The 22,348-nt window shown below is 72.3% G+C and carries 11 protein-coding genes; 8 read left to right on the plus strand and 3 right to left on the minus strand.

The features are described 5' to 3' along the window. Positions 1–49: 49 nt before the first annotated feature. Both ACFYM2_RS10085 and ACFYM2_RS10090 read right to left on the minus strand, forming a co-directional pair. On the minus strand, positions 50–502 hold the full coding sequence (locus tag ACFYM2_RS10085; protein ID WP_388834952.1) for a hypothetical protein: 453 nt from the start codon (positions 500–502) through the stop codon (positions 50–52). A 62-nt stretch (positions 503–564) separates the two neighbouring features. Beyond that, positions 565–1,047: a hemerythrin domain-containing protein gene (locus ACFYM2_RS10090; protein ID WP_358999013.1), complete on the minus strand. Its 483-nt coding sequence runs from the start codon at positions 1,045–1,047 to the stop codon at positions 565–567. A gap of 205 nt (positions 1,048–1,252) precedes the next feature. On the opposite strand from ACFYM2_RS10090, the gene ACFYM2_RS10095 reads away from it, so the two are divergent. Together ACFYM2_RS10095 and ACFYM2_RS10100 are read left to right on the plus strand one after the other, a co-directional pair. After that, the gene (locus tag ACFYM2_RS10095) at positions 1,253–1,612 is read left to right on the plus strand and encodes a hypothetical protein (protein ID WP_388459541.1); all 360 of its coding nucleotides are present in this window, start codon (positions 1,253–1,255) and stop codon (positions 1,610–1,612) included. A 137-nt stretch (positions 1,613–1,749) separates the two neighbouring features. Continuing rightward, positions 1,750–2,940, plus strand: coding sequence for an acetyl-CoA C-acetyltransferase (locus ACFYM2_RS10100; RefSeq protein ID WP_358999019.1), 1,191 nt, complete (start codon positions 1,750–1,752; stop codon positions 2,938–2,940). A 156-nt stretch (positions 2,941–3,096) separates the two neighbouring features. Here ACFYM2_RS10100 and ACFYM2_RS10105 read toward each other — a convergent pair whose 3' ends face one another. Further along, entirely contained in the window at positions 3,097–4,569 is a 1,473-nt protein-coding gene (locus ACFYM2_RS10105) for an MFS transporter (RefSeq protein WP_388834955.1), read from the minus strand. A gap of 634 nt (positions 4,570–5,203) precedes the next feature. Between ACFYM2_RS10105 and ACFYM2_RS10110 the strand changes: the two genes are divergently transcribed. The 6 genes from ACFYM2_RS10110 (at position 5,204) to ACFYM2_RS10135 (ending at position 22,333) form a co-directional block, all read left to right on the plus strand. Further along, positions 5,204–17,425, plus strand: a complete 12,222-nt coding sequence (locus tag ACFYM2_RS10110; RefSeq protein WP_388834958.1) for an amino acid adenylation domain-containing protein — start codon at positions 5,204–5,206, stop codon at positions 17,423–17,425. After that, positions 17,422–18,765 carry a hypothetical protein gene (locus ACFYM2_RS10115; protein WP_358999028.1) on the plus strand — a complete coding sequence of 448 codons (1,344 nt, stop codon included), beginning with the start codon at positions 17,422–17,424 and terminating at the stop codon, positions 18,763–18,765. Before ACFYM2_RS10110 ends, ACFYM2_RS10115 begins: the two co-directional genes overlap by 4 nt. 74 nt (positions 18,766–18,839) lie before the next feature. Continuing rightward, complete coding sequence (locus tag ACFYM2_RS10120; RefSeq protein WP_388834961.1) at positions 18,840–19,634, plus strand: alpha/beta fold hydrolase; 795 nt, start codon at positions 18,840–18,842, stop codon at positions 19,632–19,634. A gap of 98 nt (positions 19,635–19,732) precedes the next feature. Beyond that, entirely contained in the window at positions 19,733–20,536 is an 804-nt protein-coding gene (locus tag ACFYM2_RS10125) for an alpha/beta hydrolase (RefSeq protein WP_388459544.1), read from the plus strand. Further along, on the plus strand, positions 20,533–21,798 hold the full coding sequence (locus tag ACFYM2_RS10130; RefSeq protein ID WP_388834964.1) for a cation:proton antiporter: 1,266 nt from the start codon (positions 20,533–20,535) through the stop codon (positions 21,796–21,798). Before ACFYM2_RS10125 ends, ACFYM2_RS10130 begins: the two co-directional genes overlap by 4 nt. A 145-nt stretch (positions 21,799–21,943) precedes the next feature. Then, positions 21,944–22,333, plus strand: a complete 390-nt coding sequence (locus tag ACFYM2_RS10135; RefSeq protein WP_358999040.1) for a cold shock domain-containing protein — start codon at positions 21,944–21,946, stop codon at positions 22,331–22,333. Positions 22,334–22,348 lie beyond the last annotated feature (15 nt).

Genomic DNA, 22,348 nt, shown 5'->3' on the forward strand with positions numbered 1-22,348 from the left:
CCGGTGGGTCCGGTACCGGGGCCTTCGCCGGGTCGGTTCGGCCGCCAACCTACCGGGTGGGTCGCCCGCGCCGACCAACTCCATGCGCCCGCAGGCGCGTTGACGCCTGCCCGTCCGATGCGGAGGCGATGGCGAAGGGGCGGGAGGTGGCAAGGAGCCGGGCGCCGCAGGACGCCTGGATCCAGTACGTCCCCCGGGGCACGTGCGGCACGGTCACGGTCGTACCGCCTCGGTGCGCGTCGACCTCGGCGGCCAACTGCGAGACGGCGCCGCGCCATTGGCACGCGGTGACCAGCTTGAGGCTGACCGAGGGATGCTCGTGCCCCGGAAAACGCAGCCGCCACAGGACGGGTCGCCGGGTGCCGGGGACCCATGCGGCGGAGCCGGCGGGCGCGTACACGTCCAGGAACTCCGGCTCGGCCGACGGGGCCCACTCGGGCACGTCGTCGGGGCTCGTCGCCGCCTCCCAGGCCCGGTCCAGGTCATGACGCGCGGGTGCCATCCCGCTCCTTTCGCTCTGCTCGGCCCCCCGCGCCCGCCGGCCCTTCGGGGGCGGACGGGAATTCACGCGGCCACCGTGTCCCACTCGCCGCGCCGGCTCGGGCGCTGCGGCCGCTGCGGCGCCCGTTCGGCGAGCATCGCCATCCACGCGCCGATCTCCCGCAGCTCCTTGCGCCCCACGACGCTCCTGACGTGCGGGAACCACGCCTCGTCCTCGGCGTCCATGTGCCGTTCCACCAGGTCCATCATGAGACGGGCCTTGGCGTCGAAGGCGATGTCCTCGGGGCGCATCTCATGCAGCTCCGCCGCGAGCACTTCGATGATGTGGTGCTCCTCGCGCAGGGTGAGGATGGTCCGCTCGGTCTCGGGAGCGAGGACGGACACCCGGGGGTACATGCCCTCGCACTCGATGTACGCGTACACCGCCTGCACCCGCACGAGTCGGCGGACCACGTCGGGGTCCTGGCAGGCGCGGTAGGAGCGGATCAGCCGCCTGATCTCCTTGTGGCCTTCCCGCAGCATCACGATCGCGTCAGTGGTGGGCATGCACAGCTCCCCAGGGGCTCAGGACTCACTTCCGTACCAGCGCGATACCCGACAAACCGGGCAGTCACACGTATGGGCGCCTTGCACTACATGGTGTCGCCGGATGGACACGGTGCGTGGCCGTCGACTCAGTGGGTGCGGCCGCGCTCGGGTCCGGTGCCGCCGCCGGGGCCCGCCGGGGAGGCGACGACTAGAATCCCTTGCCATGTCGAAGCCTGACGAACTGCTTGTTGACGTCGCCGCTCTGGTGGAGTCCGGGCACAGCAATCAGATGTCCTTGACCGTGGTCGCCGGTGGCGCCGTCCTCACGGGGCGGCTGGCCCCCGAAGCCGTCTGGCGCCAGCGCGTGTCGGAGGTGCTTGCGGACTCCGACGCCCTCGGTGACTTCTCCGCCGTCTTCACCGGCCCCCCGAACCAGGAAGGACCGCCCCGGTATCTGCACTTCCACGTGGCGCGGATCCTCCAGGGACCGGTGGGGATCCCGGAGACGGGCGGGATGTACCGCGTGGCGATCGAGGACGTCAGCGCCTGGAGCATGGGGGACGTCAGCTACTTCGACCACTGAGCGGTGACCGGCCGGGCGGGCCGCCCGCCCGCCCGGCTGTGCCCTCGCTCACACCCTCGAGCGGCGCACTTCACGGGCCCAACTCGTGGGTAATGTAGCCGTGTTGTGGTCCACAACTCCTACCCTCGGAGGACATCGTGTCCGGTTCCGTCATCCTCGCTGGGGCCCGCACCCCCACCGGTCGCCTGCTCGGGGCTCTGAAGGACTTCTCCGGTGCTCAGCTCGGAGCCGTCGCGATCAAGGCGGCCCTGGAGCGGGCCGGGGTGGCACCCGAGCAGGTGGAGTACACGATCATGGGGCAGGTGCTGACGGCGGGCGCCGGCCAGATCCCGGCCCGCCAGGCCGCCGTGGGCGCCGGCATCCCGATGAGCGTCCCGGCGCTGACCGTCAACAAGGTGTGCCTCTCGGGGATCGACTCCATCGCCCTGGCCGACCAGCTGATCAGGGCCGGCGAGTTCGACCTGGTGGTGGCGGGCGGCCAGGAGTCCATGTCGCAGGCGCCGCACGTGCTTCCCCACTCGCGTGCGGGCTTCAAGGCCGGCGACGTGCAGATGATCGACCACATGATCCACGACGGTCTGTTCTGCCCGTTCGACCAGGTGGGCATGGGCGTCTCGACCGAGAAGTACAACAGCCGCTACCCCGGGGTGACCCGCGAGAAGCAGGACGCCTTCGCCGCGGCCTCGCACCAGCGGGCCGCCGCGGCGGCCGCCGCGGGGCGCTTCGCCGAGGAGATGGCGCCGGTCACGGTCCCCCAGCGCAAGGGCGACCCCGTGGTGTGCGACGCCGACGAGGGGGTGCGCCCGGACACCACCACGGAGGTCCTGGCGAAGCTGCGCCCCGTCTACGCCGCCGACGGCACCATCACGGCGGGCACCGCCTCCCAGATCTCCGACGGCGCGGCCGCCGTGGTCGTGGCGAGCCGGGCCAAGGCCGAGGAGCTGGGTCTGCCCTGGATCGCCGAGATCGGCGCCCACGGCGTGGTGGCGGGGCCGGACGCGAGCCTGCACGAGCAGCCGTCGAACGCGATCAGGGCGGCGCTGGCCAAGGCCAAGCTTGAGGTGTCCGACCTGGACCTGGTGGAGATCAACGAGGCGTTCTCCGCCGTGGGCATCGTCTCCACCGAGCAGCTGGGCCTCAGCCCGGACATCGTCAACGTCGACGGCGGCGCCATCGCGCTCGGCCACCCGATCGGTGCTTCCGGCGCCCGGCTCGTCGTGCACCTGGCGTACGAGCTGCGCCGGCGCGGCGGCGGTCTCGGCGCGGCGGCGCTGTGCGGTGGCGGCGGGCAGGGCGACGCCCTCCTGATCCGCGTGCCGTCCGCCTGACCCGCGTGCCGTCCGCCTGACCCGCGACCGCTTGATCCGCGTGCCGTCCGCCTGACGGACCGGACTTCGCGATCCCGACACACCGGAGCCCCCAACTCCCCTGATCCGTCAGGGACGTTGGGGGCTCTCGGCGTCGCACTCCGCCCCACTCGACGGTTACGGGGCGGGCGTGGCCCCGCTGTCCTGCGGGGCCGGGGTCGGGGTCGAGCCCGCAGGCGCGGGCTTCGGCCGCAGCACGATGAGCATCGTGCACACCACCGCCGCGCACAGGATGTTCACGACCATCGCGGCGTCGTAGACGTGGTGGAAGGACGGGATGCCGCCGGGGGCCGAGCCCGACGCCATGATCGAGGCGAACCCGGCGACGCCGACCGAACCGCCGACCTGGCGCACCGTCAGCGTCATGCCGAGCCCGCCGGCGAACTTGGCCGGCGGCACCGTCCCGGCCGCGAGCGAGGACAGACAGGTGATGGCGAGGCCGAGACCGCCACCGCCCAGGATCGACGCGGGCAGCCAGCCGCCCAGGAAGTTGGGGGTGGCGCCGAAGAGACTCGACGCCCAGATGGCGTTGCTGCCGGTGAAGGACAGGGCGCCGAGGACGGCCACCTTCACCTGGATCGTGGGCCGGCTGAGCCGGCCGGCGGCCAGGGAGCCGGCCATCGAGGAGACGGCCCCGACACTCAGGGCGCCGGCCGTCGTGAGGACCGACCAGTGCCAGATGTCGGCCGCGAACAGCGGAGCGGCCAGCATCCAGGCGAACATGGTCATGTTGAGCAGGCCGAGGCCGAGGTTGGCGGTGCGGAAGACGGGGCTGCGCCAGACCGTCATCTCCAGGGCCGGCGCCGGATGGGTGCGCGAGCGCAGCACGGTCACGCCGACCAGCGCGAGGCCGACGACGCCGAGCCCGATGGTGCGGGCGTCCGTCCAGCCCCAGGTGTCTCCCTCGGTGAGCGCGCTGACCACGCCACCGATGCCGAGCGCGAGCGCGACGCTGCCCACCGCGTCCGGCAGCCGGTCGCCGGTCCCGCGCCAGCGCTGCTTCGGCAGCATCACCACGGCGGCGATCAGCATCGCGCCGCACAGCGGCAGGTTGATGTAGAACACCGAGCGCCAGCCGAAGGCGCGCAGCAACAGGCCGCCGGCGGCCGGTCCGATGACGGCGGAGAAGCCGGCCACTGCCGACCAGGTGCCGACTGCGCGGGCGATGCGTTCGCGCGGCGTCGTCGCGAGGATCAGGCCGAGGGCGGCCGGGATCATGCCGCCGGCCGCCGCGCCCTGCACGACGCGCGCCGCGATGAGCCACCAGATGGACGGGGCCACGGCGCAGACGAGGGAGGCGGCGGTGAAGGCGGCGAGGGACCAGAGGAAGACGGTGCGCCGGCCCACGCTGTCGGCGATCCTCCCGGCGGGCGTGAGCACGGCCGCGAGCAGGATCGTATAGCCGCTGAGGACCCACGTCATGGTGTTGAGCGACGTGCTCGGGAAGTCGGCCAGGATGTCGGGGAAGGCGATGCTGATGATCGAGAGGTCGAGGAAGGCCATGAAGCTCGCGCCGCTGCACAGCGCCAGGACGCGGGCGGGGCTGACCTCCTGCGATGCGCGTATGGGCTCAGCCTGCTCGTCGGGCATTGCGGTCCCCTCGGTTCGTGTGCGACGTCGAACTCGCCTGCGGTCCAACTCCGCGCGTGGGGAGCTTGGTTGCGGCGCAGCAGCCGAAGCAAGTGTGCCCGCGTCCTTGTCGGGGGCGGGCCGAATCATGTGACTGCCGCATGTGACGACCATCACTCGGCATTCACTCGAAGATCTTTCCCACCATGCCTTGCGGTGGCTCTCGGGGCAGGCCAATGATGGGTGGGCCCGGTGGACGACCGGACCGACGGCGGGGGCGTCATCTCCCCCACACCCACAGCAGCACACGCGGGCCGTCACCTCCACCGACGCACGCCCGCACTCACGCACCGCACGTTTCCGTGGCACCACACCGTTCGAGTACGACAGCACCAGCGCGATTTCGGCTACTCAGCAATTGGCGTACTGACATACCTGACAGCGCGGACGACTCACACGCATACGACTGCTCGTGAGGCGGACGCCGCTCGATCTCGGGGGGATCGGCACGGGTGCACCGGGGGACCGACCTCGTGCGCTCGCTTGCATCCGGCACCTGGAGGCCCTGAACAGGGGCTGTTCCGGGCGCCGTTGCCCCCTGCCCCGGGACGGGCGGCGCGCACGCGCCGCGGGACATCACGGGGGAGACATGGCTTTGAGTTCTTTCAGTTCCGTCCTGATCGGCGGCGGGAGCGTGCTCACCCGCTGCGGCGACATACTCCTGGCCAAGGGGCACCGGATCGCGGCCGTGGTGACCAGCGACGCGACCGCGCGGTCCTGGGCGGTCAAGGCGGGCATCGCCCCTTACGAACTGGCCGAGGCCGTCACCCGCGCACCGGAGCTGTCCTGCGACCTCCTGCTGAGCGCCGGCAACTACGCGGTGGTGCCCGACGTGCTCCTGGGTTGTGCCGCGCGCGCCGCCGTCAACTACCACTACGGCCCGCTCCCCGAGTACTCCGGCCTGCACACCCCCTCCTGGGCCATCGCCGAGGGCGCGCGCGAGTACGGCATCACCTGGCACCGGATGGGCGCCGTGGTCGACGGCGGCGAGGTGCTGGCGCGCGGATCGGTGACGATCGACGCCGAGGAGACCGCGCTGTCCCTCGGCCTGAAGTGCGACGAGGCGGCCGTCGCCACTCTGGCACCGCTGATCGACGAGATCGCGGAGGGCCGCGAGAGCGCGACCGCGCAGAACGTCGCGGCACGACGCTACTTCTCACGGCACACCCAGTTCGCCGCCGAGGGCCTGATCGACTGGCACCTTCCGGCCGAGCGCGTCGCCGCCCTGGTCCGGGCCACCGACTACGGACCGTTCGCGAGTCCGCTGGTGTGGCCCAAGATCCGGCTCGGCGGGCACTTCTACGCCGTCCGGGAAGCGCGAAGGGGCGGTGTCGCGTCCGGCGCCGAAGCGGCGCCCGGCACGGTCCTGTCCTGTGACGACGCGTCGGGCCTGCGGGTGGCGACCGGCGCGGGCAGCGTCACCCTGACCCGGCTTGTCACCCTGGAGGGCGAGGAGACAACCGCCGGGTCCGTCGCGGCCGCCCACGGGATCCGGCCCGGTAGCGTCCTTGACTCCCCCGGTGAGGAGGCCGGCGCGCGACTGACCGAGGCGGGCGTGGGCGCCTCCAAGGCCGCCGCGCGCTGGCGCGAGCGCCTGCTCGCGGCCGCCGACCACCCCTGCCGACTGCCCTTCCCCCAGCCCCGCCCTGCGGCCGACGGGAGCGGAGGACGTCCGGAGCCTGTCGCCGTACGCTGTCTCCTGCCTCAACACATCGACGCGGCGGACGAGTTGGCAGCGGCCGCCCAAGTGGCCGGTGCGCTGGGCGTCTTCCTCGGCCGGGCGGGCGGCCGTCCCGAGGTCGCCCTCGCGATGACGGCGCCCCGTGAGAGCGTCGAGGCCGCGCACCGCGATCTGTTCACCGCCTGGCTTCCCCTGCTGTGCCGCATCGACGCCGATGCGACGGTGGCGGAGAACCTGAGGGCGGTGGCCGGGGAGTTCACCCGGGGCCAGGAGCGCGGGTGGATCCGCCGCGACGCCATCGGCCGTGACGACGCGCTGCGCGAGCACTGGCACAGCGGCGCGCTCACCCCGGACGTCCTCATCTCCTGGGGCCCCCGCGAGGAGACCGCCCAGGACGCCGGCGACGGGAGCGCCCGGCCGAAGCTGGAACTCCACGTCCGGCACGACGGGTCACCCGAGGGCGCGCTCGTCACCTTCCACCACGACGCGGCCCGCCTCACCGCCCGTGACGTCGTCCGCCTCGGGGAGCAGTTCGCCGCGTGGTGCGGCCGCCTGCCAGCCGTGGCGGAGCGGCCCGCGGCCGCCGCCGGTCTGCTCACCGAGGGCGAACGCATGCTCCTCATCGAGGAGTTCAACGACACCGAGTCCGCCGCCGGGCCTTTCGCGCCCGGTCTGCACCGGCTCTTCGAGCAGACCGCGCGCGGCCATGCCCTGGACACCGCGCTGATCTGCGGAGCCGAAAGCCTGACCTACGCGGAGCTCAACACCCGCGCCAACCGTCTTGCCCACGCGCTGGCCGGCCGCGGCGTGGGCGGCGGCGACCTGGTGGGGGTGGCCCTCGACCGCTCGATCGACCTCGTGGTGGCCCTCCTCGCGGTCGTCAAGACGGGCGCCGCCTACGTTCCCGTCGACCCCCGCTTCCCGGCGGAGCGCGTCCGCCAGATGATCGAGGACGCCGACCCGAGGCTCATCGTCACCCCCGCCGCCGCACCCGCCGCCCTCGCCGCCTGGGAGACCCGCTGCGTGAGCGTCGGCCTCGGCGCCGGCGAACCGGGCGCGGAGGGCGACCTCGCCGTGGAGGCGGGCGCCGACGACCTGGCGTACGTCATCTACACCTCCGGCTCCACGGGCCGCCCCAAGGGCGTCGAGATCACCCACGGGGCGCTGAGCAACTTCCTCACCGCCATGCGCGAACGCCCCGGGTGCGGCGCGGGCGACCGGCTGCTCGCGGTCACCACCGTGTCGTTCGACATCTCCGTACTCGAACTGTTCCTGCCCCTGCTCTGCGGCGCGACGGCGGTCATCGCGCAGGCCCGGGAAACCCTGGACGCCAAGGCACTGAGCGGGCTGCTCGAACGTCACGCGGTCACGATGATGCAAGGCACCCCCGCCACCTGGCAGTTGCTCCTCGAGGGAGGGTGGCGGGGCACCTCCACTCTGAACAAGATCCTCTGCGGCGGTGAGGCGCTCTCCCGCGATCTCGCGGACCGGCTCCTGGCCACCGGAGCGGGTGTCACGGTGTGGAACATGTACGGACCCACCGAGACCACCGTGTGGTCCACCCTGTGGCGGGTGCGGGACCGCGCCGAGGAGGAGGCCGTCCTCATCGGCGGCCCGATCGACCGCACCCAGGTCTACGTCCTCGACGAGAACCTGGCGCCGGTACCGCTCGGATTCCCCGGCGAACTGTGCGTCGGCGGCGCCGGAGTGGCCCGTGGCTACCGGGGTGACCCGGAGCAGACCGCGCTGCGCTTCGCGGACAACCCCTTCCACCCCGGCACCCTGTACCGCACCGGCGACCTGGCGCGCTTCGAGGAGCCGGGCCGGCTGGTCCTGCTGGGACGCAACGACCGCCAGGTCAAGCTGCGCGGCCACCGCATCGAGCTCGCCGAGGTGGAGGCCGCCGTCACCCGCCACCAGGAGGTCAGGCGCGCCGTGGTGGTGGGCCGCGACGAGCACCTGGTCGCCTACTGCGTCCGCGAGGCGGCGCCGGCCGGCCAGGCGGCGCCCGCGCCGGCGGACCAGAGCACCGCGCTCGCCGAGTGGGCCTCGGCCTGGGACCGCGCCTACGAGGCCGGCGCCGACGCCGCGCCCGGCGACTCCATGGCCGCCGACGCCACCTTCAACCTGGCCGGCTGGCGCAACAGTTACGACGGTCTGCCCTTCTCCAACGGTGAGATGCGCGACTGGCAGCGCGCCTCGGTGCGGCGCGTCCTCGCGCACGCGCCCGAGAACGTCTTCGAGATCGGTTCCGGCAGCGGCCTGATGCTGTTCGGCCTGGCACCGCACTGCCGCACCTACCACGCCGTGGACACCTCCGCGGCGGCCGTCGAGATGACCCGGCGGCACCTGGCCTCCCTGCCGCACGTGACCTGCGAACAGGCCGCCGCCCACGCGCTGCCCGACGTGGCCGAGGGCGCCTTCGACACCGTGGTCATCAACTCGGTGGCGCAGTACTTCCCGAACGTCGACTACCTGACCTCGGTCCTCGCCTGGGCGACCAAGGCGGTCGCCCGGGGCCGGATCTTCCTCGGTGACGTACGCGACCTGTCGCTCCTGGACGTCTTCCACGCCGACGTGGCGCACTTCCGCGCGGACGGGGACGCCGAGGAGATCACGGCCGAGGAACTGGCCCGCCGGACCGAGCGCGGGGTGCGCGCGGAGCGCGAACTGGTGCTCAGCCGCGACTACTTCGCGCACCTGCCCCAGCTGTTCCCGGCGATCGCCCGCGTCGACATCACCCTGCGCGAGGGCCGCTATGTCAACGAGATGACGCGGTACCGCTACGACGTCACCCTGCACATCGGCGACGACGTCCCGGACGTCACGCCCGCGACGGAGCAGGACTGGGGGGCCGACGGCTTCGAGGCGGCCGCGCTCCGCGCCGAGCTGGGCGCGGTCACCGACCGGCCGCTGCGGCTCCGGGGCGTTCCCAACGGCCGGCTGAGCGAGGTGTGCGGCCGGGTCACGGCCGCCCTGGAGATCAGGGGAACGGGCAGCCCGGCTCCCACGTCCTGGGCCGACCCCGTCGCTCTGGCCGACCTCGCCCACGAGGCGGGCCTCGAAATGGCGCTGCTGCCCGGCCGCGCCGGTGACATCTGGCGCTGCGACGCCCTGTTCTGGCGGCCGGGCCAGACCCCCGACCTCGGCCCGCGCCCCGCCACAACCGGCTCCGCCTCCCCCGGCCCCGCCGCGTACGCCAATACACCCGCCGTCGGCGAACCCGTCAGGACGCCGCTGCACCGCGTGCTGCGCCCCTGGCTCGCCGAGCGGCTGCCGGAGTACATGGTGCCCGCGTTCATCGTGGAGCTGGACGAACTTCCGCTGACCCCGAACGGCAAGGTGGACGAGCGGGCCCTGCCGGACCCGGTGGTGGAGGTCGAGGCCGCCGCCAGGCCCGCCACCGAGCTTGAGCGGGACATCATGGCCATCTGGGCGGACGTGCTCGGCCACGACCGGATCGGCGTCAACCAGAACTTCTTCGAGATCGGCGGCAACTCGCTGCGGGTCGTCCGCGTCCAGACGCGCCTCGAAGAGCTCCTGGGGCGCCCGGTCTTCGGCGCCAAGCTCTTCGAGCACTTCACCGTGAAGTCCCTGGCCGCGTATCTGGCCGGCGGCACGAAGGCGAGCCGCGAGGTCGTGCCCGACCGCGGGCGCGCCGTCCAGGACGAGCCCATCGCCGTCATCGGCATGGCCTGCCGGCTACCCGGAGACGCCAACACCCCCGAGGAGTACTGGGAGTTGCTGGAGCGCGGCGGCGACGGGATCGTCGACGTCCCCAAGGACCGCTGGGACGCCGAGGCCCTGTACAACCCCGACCCCGAGGTGCCCGGCACCTCGTACTGCAACCGGGGCGGATTCGTGGGGCGGCCCATCGACCTGTTCGACGCCCCCTTCTTCGGCATATCGCCGCGCGAGGCACGCTCCCTCGAACCCATGCAGCGCATGGTCCTGGAAACCACCTGGGAGGCGTTCGAGCGGGCCGGGTACACCCTGGACCAGCTGCGCGGCAGCCAGACGGGCGCGTTCATCGGCGTCGGCAAGAGCTCGGCGTACCACGAGTACGGGCTCACCATGGCCGGCACCCTCACCGACCTCGACGGCTATGTGGGACCCGGCTCGGCGGGCGGCACCATGTCCGGCCGGGTGTCGTACGTGTTCGGCCTCGAAGGCCCCACGCTCACCCTGGACACCGCCTGCTCCTCCTCGCTCGTCACCACCCATCTGGCCTGCAACGCGCTGCGCAACAACGAGTGCGACCTCGCGGTGTCGGCCGGGGTGAGCCTGATGCTCACGCCCGAACTGCACGTCGAGTTCAGCCGGTTGCGCGGCATGTCGGCGGACGGCCGCTGCCGTTCGTTCTCCTCCGACACCGACGGCACCGGCTGGAGCGAGGGCTCGGCCGCGGTCGTCCTCAAACGGCTCTCCGACGCCCAGCGGGACGGTGACCCGATCCTGGCCGTGCTGCGCGGCACCGCCGTCAACCACGACGGCCACGCCGCGAGCCTGACCACGCCCAGCGGCCCCGCCCAGCAGCGCGTCATCCGCGCGGCGCTTGCCGCGTCCGGGCTCCAGCCGGACGACATCGACTACCTGGAGGCGCACGGCACCGGCACCAAGCTGGGCGACCCCATCGAGGGGACCGCGCTCGCCGAGGTGTTCGGCGCGAGCCATTCACCGGACGAACCGCTGTGGGTGGGTTCGGCCAAGTCCAACCTCGGCCACACCCAGGCGGCCGCCGGTCTGGCCGGTGTGATGAAGGTCGTCCTGGCCATGCGCCACGACACGCTCCCCCGGACGCTGCACGTCGCCGAGCCGACCCCGGCCGTGGACTGGCAGGGCGCCGGCATGGCGCTGGTCCAGGAGCAGCGACCCTGGCCGGTCAAGGACACGCCGCGCCGCGCGGGCGTCAGCTCGTTCGGCATCGGCGGCACCAACGCCCATGTGATCGTCGAGGAGCCGCCGCGCGCGGTGGGGCGGCCCGTCGAGCAGGCCGCGCCCGCGCCGCTGCCGCCCACCGTGCCGTTCGTGATCTCCGGGCACAGCGACGCCGCCCTGCGCCAGCAGGTGGAGAACCTGCATCTGCGCCTGGGCATGAACATCCAGGACCGCCTCGGCGACGTGGCCAGGTCCCTGGCGACCACCCGCAGCCACTTCCGCCGCCGTCTGGTGCTCCCGGCCAAGGACAAGGCCGAACTGCTGGACAAGCTGGCCTCGTTCGCCCGCACCGGAGAGCTTCCGGCGGACTCGGTGCGCACCGAGAACCATGCGGAGGAGCCCCGGCTCGCCCTGCTCTTCACCGGGCAGGGCAGCCAGGTCGCGGGGATGGGCAAGGACATCTACGACGTCCATCCCTCGTTCCGTGCGGCTCTTGACGAGGTCGCCGCCCGCTTCACCGGCCTGGAACGCCCCCTTCTGGACGTGATGTGGGCCGCCCCGGGCAGCGAGGAGGAGGCGCTGCTGCACCGCACCGACTTCACCCAGCCCGCCCTGTTCGCCCTCCAGGTGGCGCTGTGGCGGCTGTGGGAGAGCTGGGGCGTGCGCCCGGAGCTGCTGCTCGGGCACAGCATCGGCGAGTACGCGGCCGCCCATGTGGCGGGGGTGTTCGACCTGGACGACGCCTGCCGTCTGGTCGAGGCCCGTGGCTCTCTCATGCGGGCGCTGCCCGCGCGTGGCGCCATGGTGTCCGTCGAGTGCGCGGCCGAGGAGGCGCGGGCCGCCATCGACGTAGTCGGTCTGCGCGGCACACTGGACGTCGCGGGACTCAACACGCCCACGCAGACCGTGCTTTCCGGTGACACCGACGCCGTCGAGGCGATCGCCGCGCACTTCACCGAGCGGGGCCGCAGGGCCAAGCGCCTCACGGTGTCCCACGCCTTCCACTCGCACCACATGGACGCCATGCTCGACGCGTTCCGTGACGTGGCGCGCGGTGTACGGTTCGGGCCCGCCCAGATCCCGCTCGTCAGCAGTCTCACCGGTGAGCTCGCCGCGCCGGGTGAACTGGAGCGGGCCGACTACTGGGTGCGCCAGGCGCGCGGGGCGGTCCGCTTCAGCGACGGCATGCGCCTGCTGCGCCGCGAGGGCGCCAACACCTTCCTCGAACTCGGCCCCCGAGCCGTCCTGTCCGGCCTCGGCGCGACCTGCCTGGCCGATGAGGGACCGGTGACGTGGGTGCCCTCGTGCACGCCGGGCAAGAACGGCGCGACGGTGATCCAGCGAGGCCTGGCCGAGCTGCACGTACGGGGCGTGACGGTGGACTGGGACGGCTACTTCGCGCCGTTCGGCGGCGGCCGGGTCGCGCTGCCCACCTACGCCTTCCAGCGGGAGCGGTTCTGGTTCGAGCCGCCGGTAACGCCCCAGATCGGCGCCGGGCTCAACCCCACGGGGCACGCGCTGCTCGGCGGCGGGGTGGAGATCGCAGGCACCGACCTTTCGCTGTTCACCAGCGTGGTGGCGACGGACCGGCCGGTGTGGGTGCGTGAGCACCGGGTGATGGACGCCGTCCTGATGCCGGGCACGGCGTTCTTCGAGGCCATGCGGGCGGCGGGGGACGCCGCGCACGAGGGCGAGTGGGACCTGGCGGACGTGGTCATCGCCTCACCGCTCGTGCTGGCCCCCGGGGTTTCGGCGCGGCTCCAGGTCACGGTGGGCCCGAAGGCGGGCGAGAGCCGCACCGTCCAGGTCCACAGCGCTCCGGAGGGCGAGGACGGTGCCTGGCGGCTGCACGCCGAGGGCCGCGTGTCGCCCGCGCGGGAGGGCGGCGCCGGCGCTTCGGTGACGGTTCCCCCGCTCGGCGCCGAGCCGTTGGACGCCTCCGCCCTCTACCGCGACCTGGACGCGCTCGGCTACGGCTACGGGCCGACCTTCCAGGGCATCAAGGAGGCCTGGCACGTGGGCGGGGAGGTGTGGGCGAGGGCCGCGCTGCCCCAGGACGCCGAGCAGTCCGCCGGCGGTTACGTCCTGCACCCGGCCCTGCTCGACTCGGCGATGCACTCGCTGCTGCTGACCCAGCGGTTGCAGAACCGTACCGGTGACGATCTCTTCGTACCGTTCGAGGCCGAGCGTCTGTCGCTGCGCGTGAAGGGCCTGTCGGAGATCTGGGTCCACGTCGCCGAATTCGAGCTCGGCGAGGGCGAGTTCTGGGCCTCGCTCGACATCTACGACCATGAGGGCGCCCACGTCGGCCGACTGCACCGGCTGCACGCCCGCAGGGTGGACCGGGCGGTGCTGCGCCGGCTGGCGGCGGCCGGCGTGGACCGGTTCCAGTTCGACGTCGACTGGCGCCCCGTGGACACCTCGGGGGTCGAACTGGGCGGATCCTGGGGCCTGTTGACGCCGGCGGGTGATGTGCCATGGGCTCGTGAGGCCCGGGCCGCCCTGGCCCGGGCCGGCATCCAGGTGATCAAGGTGCGGGAGCTCGCGGACGCCGAGGACCTGGACGGCCTGATCTGTCTGTGGGACTCCGACGCCGATGTGCCCGCCCAGGCCCACGCGTTCGCGGCCAGAGGACTGACCCAGCTTCAGGAAGCGGTGGACACCGGGTTCCGGGCCCCGCTGGTGTGGGTGACCCGCCGCGCGGTGGGCACCGGCGCCGACGACGTGGTCTCGGGGCTCGGCGCGGGCCCGCTGTGGGGCCTGATGCGCACCGCCCGCAATGAACACCCCGAGCTGGGCCTGCGCCTGATCGACCTGGGAGCGGAGGAGGCCGACCGCGCGGCGCTGCCCGCCGCGCTGATGCTGGAGGGCGAGCCGGAGTGCGCGCTGCGCCGCGGCGAGGTGCTGGTGCCGCAGCTGCTGCGGGTGGGCTCCGCCCAGGACCTGGAACTGCCGGCCGAGGGACGCTGGCAGCTGGAGATCGCCGCCAAGGGCCGCCTCGACGAACCGCTGAAGGTCAAGCCGCTGCCGGAGCGGGCCCTCGCGCCGGGTGAGATCCGTGCCGAGGTGCGGGCGAGCGGAGTGAACTTCCTCGATGTGCTCAACGCGCTCGGAATGGTGGAGATCCCCGCGTTCGGCCTGGAGTTCGCCGGCGTGGTCACCGAAGTCGGCGCCAGCGTCGACCAGGTGAAGGTGGGGGACGCCGTCCTCGGCCTGGCCAGGGGCTCCTTCGCCTCCGAGGTGACAACGGACGCCCGGCAAGTGGTGCGGATGCCCGAACACCTCACGTTCGAGGAGGCCGCCACCATCCCGATGACCTTCCTCACCGCCTGGTACGGCCTGCACGAGCTGGGCGGGCTGCGGGCGGGCGAGCGGGTACTGATCCATGCCGCCGCCGGTGGTGTCGGCATGGCGGCGGTGCAGCTGGCGCGGCTGCACGGCGCGGAGGTCTACGGCACCGCGAGCGAGCCCAAGTGGGGCGCGCTGCGCGAACTCGGCCTGAACGACGCCCACATGGCGTCCTCGCGCGACCTGGGCTTCGTCGAGCACTTCGGGGGCTCGGGCGACCACGGGCGTCGTGGCACCTTCGACGTGGTGCTGAACTCGCTGGCCACGGAGTTCATCGACGCCAGCCTTGGCCTGCTGGACAGCGGCGGCCGGTTCCTGGAGATGGGCAAGATCGATGTGCGGGAGCAGGACGCCATCGACCGCAGCCACCCCGGCGTGACGTACACCGTCTACAACCTGCCCGAGGCAGGACCCGACCTCATCCAGCGGATGCTGGTGTCGATCGCCGAGCTCTTCACGCAGGGCAGGCTCACGCCGCTGCCGCTGCGCGCCTTCCCCATGACCCACACCTCCGACGGTCTGCGCTTCATCGCGCAGGCGCGGCACGTGGGCAAGGTGGTGCTGGTCCCGGCGCGGCGACGGCAGTTCGTCAGGACGGACGGGGCGGTGCTCGTGTCGGGCGGCGCGGGCGACCTCGGCCGGCGCGTGGCCAAGTGGCTCGCGAGCACACACGGCGTACGCGATCTGGTGCTGACCTCCCGTCGCGGGATGGAGAGCCCCGGGGCGCCGGCCCTGGTGGCGGAGCTCGCCGAGCTGGGCGCCCGTGCCACCGTGCTGGCCTGTGACGCGGCCGACCGCGACGACGTCGCCGCGGTGATGGCCCTGTTCGGCGAGGGGCGTCCGCTGCGCGGCGTGGTCCACGCGGCCGGTGTGCTGGACGACGGCGCGCTGAGCGATCTGACGCCGGAGCGCTTCGACGCGGTCTTTTTGCCCAAGGTGGACGGCCTCTGGCACCTGCACGAGCTGACGCAGGACAGGGAGCTGGACCTCTTCATGATGTTCTCCTCCATCGCGAGCGTCATGGGAGCACCGGGCCAGGGCAACTACGCCGCCGCCAACGCCTTCCTCGACGCGCTGGCCCACCTGCGCCGGGCCAAGGGCCTGCCCGCCACCTCGGTGGCCTTCGGTCCCTGGGAGGGCGAGGGCATGGCGGCCGGGCTCAGTGAGTTCGACCGGGCCCGCTTCGCCCAGCTCGGCCTCGATCAGCTCGCCCCGGACGAGGGTCTTGAGCTCTTCGAGCTCGCCGTCAGGAGCGGCCGCGCGCTGACCATGTCCGCCGCGCTCGACCTGAACCGTGTCCAGCACTACTACGAGAGCCGGGGCGGCATACCGCCGCTGTTCCGCGCCCTGCTCAGCGCCGGCTCCGGCCCGCGCTCGGGGGCCGGCGGCACGGCTGATCTGCGCAAGCTTCTGAGCGAGGCCACGCCCGATGAGTACGCGGATGTGGTGCTCGGCGTGGTGCGCGCGGAGGTGGCCAAGACGCTGGGCTTCGCCTCGCCCGACGCCGTCGATGTCAGCGTGTCGCTCCAGGACATCGGCATCGACTCGCTCACCGCGGTCCTGATGCGCAACCAGCTCGCGGACCTGACCGGACTCGCCCTGCCCGCGAAGATCGCCTTCGACCACCCCAACCTCACCTCGCTGGGCGACTTCCTGCTGCGCAAGCTGCTGGAGGCCGGCCTCGACACGGCGCCCGCGTCCGGCGCGGAGACACCGGCCGACGTGGCCGCCGACGCCTCGCCCGACGCCGTCGACCTCTCCACGGCCCGCAAGGGCTGCCTCCACCCCGATCTGCGCTTCGACAACGCCGCCTCGGCGCCGGTCCGTCCCGAGGCGGTGTTCGTCACCGGCGCCACCGGGTTCGTCGGGGCCTGGCTGCTGCACGAACTGCTCGCGTCCGACGTGGTCGCCTACTGCCTGGTGCGGGCGGACGACGCCCGCCGGGGCATGGACCGCCTGGTCGGCGCGCTGGACGCGTACGGCCTGTGGAGGCAGGAGTTCGCGCCGCTGCTCAACCCGGTGGTGGGCGACCTCGCCCGGCCGCTGTTCGGCCTGGACGAGGAGGACTTCGACGACCTGGCCGACCAGGTGGACGCGGTGTGCCACTGTGGCGCCCTGGTGGACTGGATGCGGCCGCTCGACGACTACATCGGCCCCAACGTCGTCGGCACGCACGAGGCGCTGCGGCTCGCCTCGCGCGGTCGCGGCAAGGCGTTCCACTTCGTCTCGACCTTCGCCACGCTGCCCAAGTACCTCGGGTACGAAGTCACCGAGGACGACCGGGAGTTCGGCTATCTGACCTCCAAGTGGCAGGCGGAGCAGATGGTGGCGGCGGCCCGCTGGCGGGGCGCGAAGGCGTCCGCCTACCGGCTGCCGTTCGTGGCCGCATCGACCGGCACCGGGCACTTCCGGCTCGACCGGGGCGACTTCCTGCACAACCTGATCACCGGCGGTCTGGAGCTGGGCAGCTTCCCGTCCCTTGACGCCGACCTCACGACGGTGCTGCCGGTCGACTACCTGTGCCGGACCATCGCGCGGGCGATGACCGACGACCTGGCGCGCATCGGCCGTGACTACGACTTCGTCAACTCCGGCGCTCCGGCCTTCGACCGCTTCTTCGAGATGGTCGCGGCCGCCGGCGGCGGGGCGAAGATCGTGCCTTTCGACGCCTGGCGCCGTGCGGCGCTCGCGTTCGCCGCGGAGCACCCGGCGAGCCCGCTCGCCCGCATCGCGGCCCTGGTGGACGGCCTCACCGAGCGGGGTCTGGCGGACATGTTCGCGGCGCTGCCCGTGGGCGGTGACGTGTTCGGGGCGCACGACTACCCGTCCCCGCCCGTCGACGAGGACTTCGTCCGCACCTATGTCCAGCGCATCACCACTTCGGACCGAGCGGAGAACCAGACGTCATGAGCGAGGCGACCCAAGCGCCGGGTACCACGGCGGACGACGACGCCACCGTCACCGGCACCTACCAGAAGACCGGCACCTTCCTGCACTCCTCGGCCGCGACGCACGCCGAGCAGCTGTCCCCCGTCCTGGACAAGTACCGGGTGGACAAGGGGGAGTTGGAGCTCAGGCTGCCGCCGCACCGGACGCTGAACACGAGCTGCTTCGAACCCGAGCCGCACCCCACGCATGTCGTCGCGATGAACCTGGACGACGGCCTCGCGGAGAACCTGGCGCGCCAGCTGCGCTGTCAGGCGGTGATCCAGGAGAGCTTCGCGGCCGCCTCGATCGGCAGCTACTTCCCCGTCTCCACCATGTTCGAGAACTGCGTCCTGTTCGTGCCGTCGGCGAAGCGGTTCTACGACCTGAACCAGGACATCGTCCACGAGCACTTCCCCGAGGTCGAGACGGCGGTGGTGAACGCCTTCATCGTGCCGGCCGAGAAGCGGCCGTACGGCACCCACGCGGCCAGCTCGATCGCCCTGCAAATCCCGTCCCTGGTGAAGAAGCAGCTCGGCTTCCCCACCGAGTACCGCAGCTTCCACACCGCGCTGACCCCCACCCCGCTCAGCCGGCAGCCCTTCGTGATCTTCGAGGAGGCGGAGCTGGAGGCGCCCAACCTGCCCTACGTCTACGAGAGGATGCTGGAAGCCGGCCTGGAGGGCGAGGAGAAGGAAGCCGTCGACAAGGCCCTCTACCTGTTCCTCGAAGGCAAGCTCTCCGAGCTCGACCTGCCCTCGGTGCGGGACTTCCTCATGGCGATGTACTGGGCCAAGACGTACGCCGACACGCCCTCGCCCGGCTACTACTGCGACAGCCGGGTGGGCGACGCCCTGGTCTTCGACAACTACCGGGCGCACGCCGACAGCACGCTGCCACGGACCACCAAGGACCGGCTCACCATCGACCTGCGCTGTTTCAACAAGGTGCACTACCCCAAGGGCATGACCAGCGGTCTCGACTTCATCGTCGATCCCGATGAGCGCGCCCATCAGATCCGGCGCAAGTGGGCGTCCATCGACTTCCTTCTCGCCACGCTCGGCTACGAGAGCGTCGACGAGTTCCTGCGCCTGGTCTTCGGCGGGTCGCGGCACGCATCGGACATCGATCCGTTCGGCCTGATGACCGACCTCCAGTTCGGCATCTACAACAAGTCCGACTACCACCTCCTCGACCAGAACCTCGACGCCCACTACGAGCGGGTCGAGGCCCTGTACGAGCGCATCGCCAAGGAGGGCGAGTACGTCCTGCCGGAGCGGGCGAGGCGGTGCCTGGCCGCGCTGAGCGAACAGCCCGGCGCCTGAGCGAGAACGCCCGCGAGAGGCGTTGCCCCTCTCCCCCACCGACATCCCCACCGACACCGATCGAGGAACGCGCCGTGAGCACGACCGAATCCGTGGACGACCTCGTGGAGCGTTATTACGCGGTCGTGAAGCTGCCCCACGACCCGTTCGCGAAGGCGTTCCTCGGCCGGTGCCGTTCGCGCACCATCAAGGTGGACGGCCGGTTCTACAAGTACTTCCAGAGCGGCAGCGGCCCTGCCGTGCTGCTCGTCCACGGCCTGAACACCAATCTGGGCAGCATGGTGACCCTCGCCGACGACCTCCTCGCGCAGGGCTACCGCGTGGTGCTCCTCGATGTGCCGCCGCACGGCGAAACACTCGGCACCGCGGGCGATCCCGCCGAGATACGGTCCTTGCTGCGCGCCCTGTACGCCCAGCTGACCGGTCTGTACGCGGTGGTCTGTCACTCCCTGGGCGGCCTGTGGGCCCTGACGGCGTGGCAGGCCGGCACCCCCGCCCGGGCCCTGGTGTCGGTCTCCGCCCCGGTCACCACCCGGTTCCTGGTCGAGAAGTTCGCCGAGATGAACGGTCTCGACGACGACCGGAGCCGGGAACTGACCGGGGAGATCGAGCGGCGGCTCGGCCCTGCGGTGTGGCAGGAGTACTCGGCCCTCGAAGCGGCCCGGACGCTCGACGTGCCCGGGCTCGTCGTGCACGGCACGGCCGACGACTACGTGCCGCCGGACCACGCGCACCGGCTGCACGCGCACTGGCGGGGCTCCACCCTCGAACTCCTCGAAGGGGCAGGCCACTTCGACATCATGGAGACGCCAGAGCTCCGCGAGACCGTTGGGGCGTATCTGCGGGGCCTGGACGCGACTGGGCCCTGAGCGGCCGCCGTTGTGAGCAACACCGTCTTGACGCGCACCCGGCTCGCGGCACGAGTCTTGGCGCAAGCATCCGGAGAAAGAAAGTAAGGGGCGATCCAATGGACACCGACACCACGGAGAAGCTGCGCCGGCTGGCCTTCACGCCGATGCGGACGCAGCCTCCGAACGCCACCCGGCCGATCCTGGAACAGGCCGCCAAGGAGATCGAGGTCGTCGACGGCGACAAGGTGGTCCACTACCTCTGGGGCGAGGGCGAGCGGCGGATCCTGCTGGTCCACGGCTGGGCCGGCAACGCGGGACATCTGACGGTGCTCGCGGACGCGCTGGCCCGGGCGGGCTGCGCGGTGGTCGTGGCCGATCTGCCCGGCCACGGCGAGTCGGAGGGGACGGAGTCCTCGGTCATCCACTTCGCGCGGGCCGTCGAGGCGGCCCATGAGCGGTTCGGCCCCTTCCACGCCGTCGTCGCCCACTCGATGGGCGCCGCCGCCACTACGTACGCGATGTCACGCGGCGTCGCGCTGGAGCAGGCGGTGTTCGTGAACCCCGTCAGCAGCTACACCAGTCTGTGGCGGCGCTCGGGAGAGGTGATGCGGGTGACGCCCGAGGCCATCGGGCTGGTCCGCTCGCGCGCCGAGGACTGGCTGGGCGTCTCCTTCGACGCCATCGAACCGGCGCTTGCGGCACGGGAGTTCACCAGCGGCCTGCTCGTGGTCCACGACGAGAACGACCCGGAGTCGCCGATCACCGACAGCGAGGCGCTGGTGGCGGCGTGGGGCCGGGCGGAGCTGATGCGGGTACGAGACCTCGGCCACACCAAGGTGCTGCGCGACGAGGCCGTGGTGGGCCGGGTCGTCGGCTTCCTCACGGCGCGCGAAGCGGACGAGCAAGCGCCGACCCGGTGACGCCCGCCGTGGCCGCGCACGCGACCGCCGCGCTCGGGGTCTTCCTGGCCGTGGGATTCCTGGGGCGCGGCCTCGCCCGCCGGATCGGGCAGCCCGGTGTCGTCGGCGAGATCGCCTTCGGCATGCTGCTCGGTCCCGCGATCCTCGGCCTGGCCGGGCCGGGCGCGCGGTCGGTCCTGTTGCCGGACGACGTGCTGGCGTTGCTGCGCGACCTCGGCCACGCCGGTCTTGTGCTGTTCCTCGTGGGCGTGGCCCACGAACTGCGCCTGGACGCGGCCCGGTTGCGGGACCGGGCCATCGGCTGGACGGTGCTCGGCACCCTGGTGCCCTCACTCGTGGCGGGCGCGGCACTCGGCGGCTGGCTCGTCCGGTACGGGCCGCCCTCGTTGCGCGGCACCGCGCCCGCCGGGGCCTTCGTGCTGCTCATCGCGCTCTCCCTCGCGGTCTCCGCGGTGCCGGTGCTCGCCCGGATCCTCGCCGACCGGAACCTGACCACCACGCGCGCCGGGCGGCTCTCACTCACGTCGGCCGCGCTCGTGGACGCCGTCGCCTGGCTGCTGCTGGCCGTGGTGGTCGCCGTCGCCACGCCCGGCTCGGGCGGTGTGGTGAGCGCGGTGGTGGTCCTGGTTGCCGGAACGCTCGCGGCCACCCTGGGCCGACGACTGCTGAAGTCGGCGCGGGCCGAGCGGCTGTGTGCGCGGTGGCCCTGGGCGGTGGCGGTCGTCCTCGGCGTGGGGGTGCTCCAGGCGGCGGACGTGGCGGAGTCCGAAGGGCTCACCGCGATCTTCGGGGCGTTCGTGGTCGGGCTGATGATCCCGCCCACCTCGCCGCACTGGGACGCGCCGGTGCGCCGCGTCTCCACGCTGGGCCTGTGGCTGGTGCCGGTCTTCTTCATCGCCACCGGGCTGACGATATGGAGGGCTTCGGGCGGCATACCGTGGCTGCTCGCGCTGGTGGCGACGGCGCTCGCGGTGCTCTCCAAGATCGGCGGCGGTTATGTGTCGGGCCGCCTGGGCGGTGAGGAGCGCGCCGAGGCACTTCGTGTCGGCGTCATGCTCAACACCCGGGGCCTGACCGAGATCGTCCTGCTCCAGGTCGGCTACAGCGCGGGGGTGCTCACCTCGGGCCTGTATCTGGCGCTCCTTGTGACGGCGGTGGTGACGACCTCGATGACCGGCCCGCTCCTGTCGCTGATCGACCGCCGCCGAAGGACGGCGCCGGCGCCGGCGCCCACGAAGGACGAGCGGATCGGGGCGGGATGACCGCCCGGGCCGGTGATCGCGTCCGGGGCGGGCCTGTTCATGAGGGGGCCTCGCCCGGACGGCGTGGTCACCGATACGCTCTCCAGCGGAATGGGCGGGCAAGGGGTCCGCGTGGGCGATGGGCCCGGTTCCGCTGGGAGATGTCATGGCTGTTGGTCGTGTGGTGCACTTCGACAGTGTGCGGGGTTTTGGATTCATCGCCCCTGAGGGCGGCGGGGACGATGTGTTCCTGCACGTGAACGACATGCAGGTGGCCGAGGAGCTGGTACGGCCGGGCGTCGAGGTGGAGTTCGACGTCGAAACCGGGGAGCGCGGGCCGAAGGCCTCCTCCGTCCGTCTCGCCCCCGGGGCGCAGGACAAGCCGTCGGCGCCGTACGACGACTCCCTCTGCGATGTGCTCAGCGCGGACGAATTCCTGCGCGAGGTCACCGAGGTCCTGCTGTCGTCGGCGCCCTCGCTGACGGGCGAGCAGATCCTTCAGGCCCGCGCCGCGCTGGTCCAGTTCGCGAAGAAGCACAGCTGGACGGAGGGCTGATCCACCGCGCGGCCC

The sequence above is a fragment of the Streptomyces sp. NPDC006711 genome (assembly GCF_042869775.1).
Taxonomy (GTDB): Bacteria; Actinomycetota; Actinomycetes; order Streptomycetales; family Streptomycetaceae; genus Streptomyces.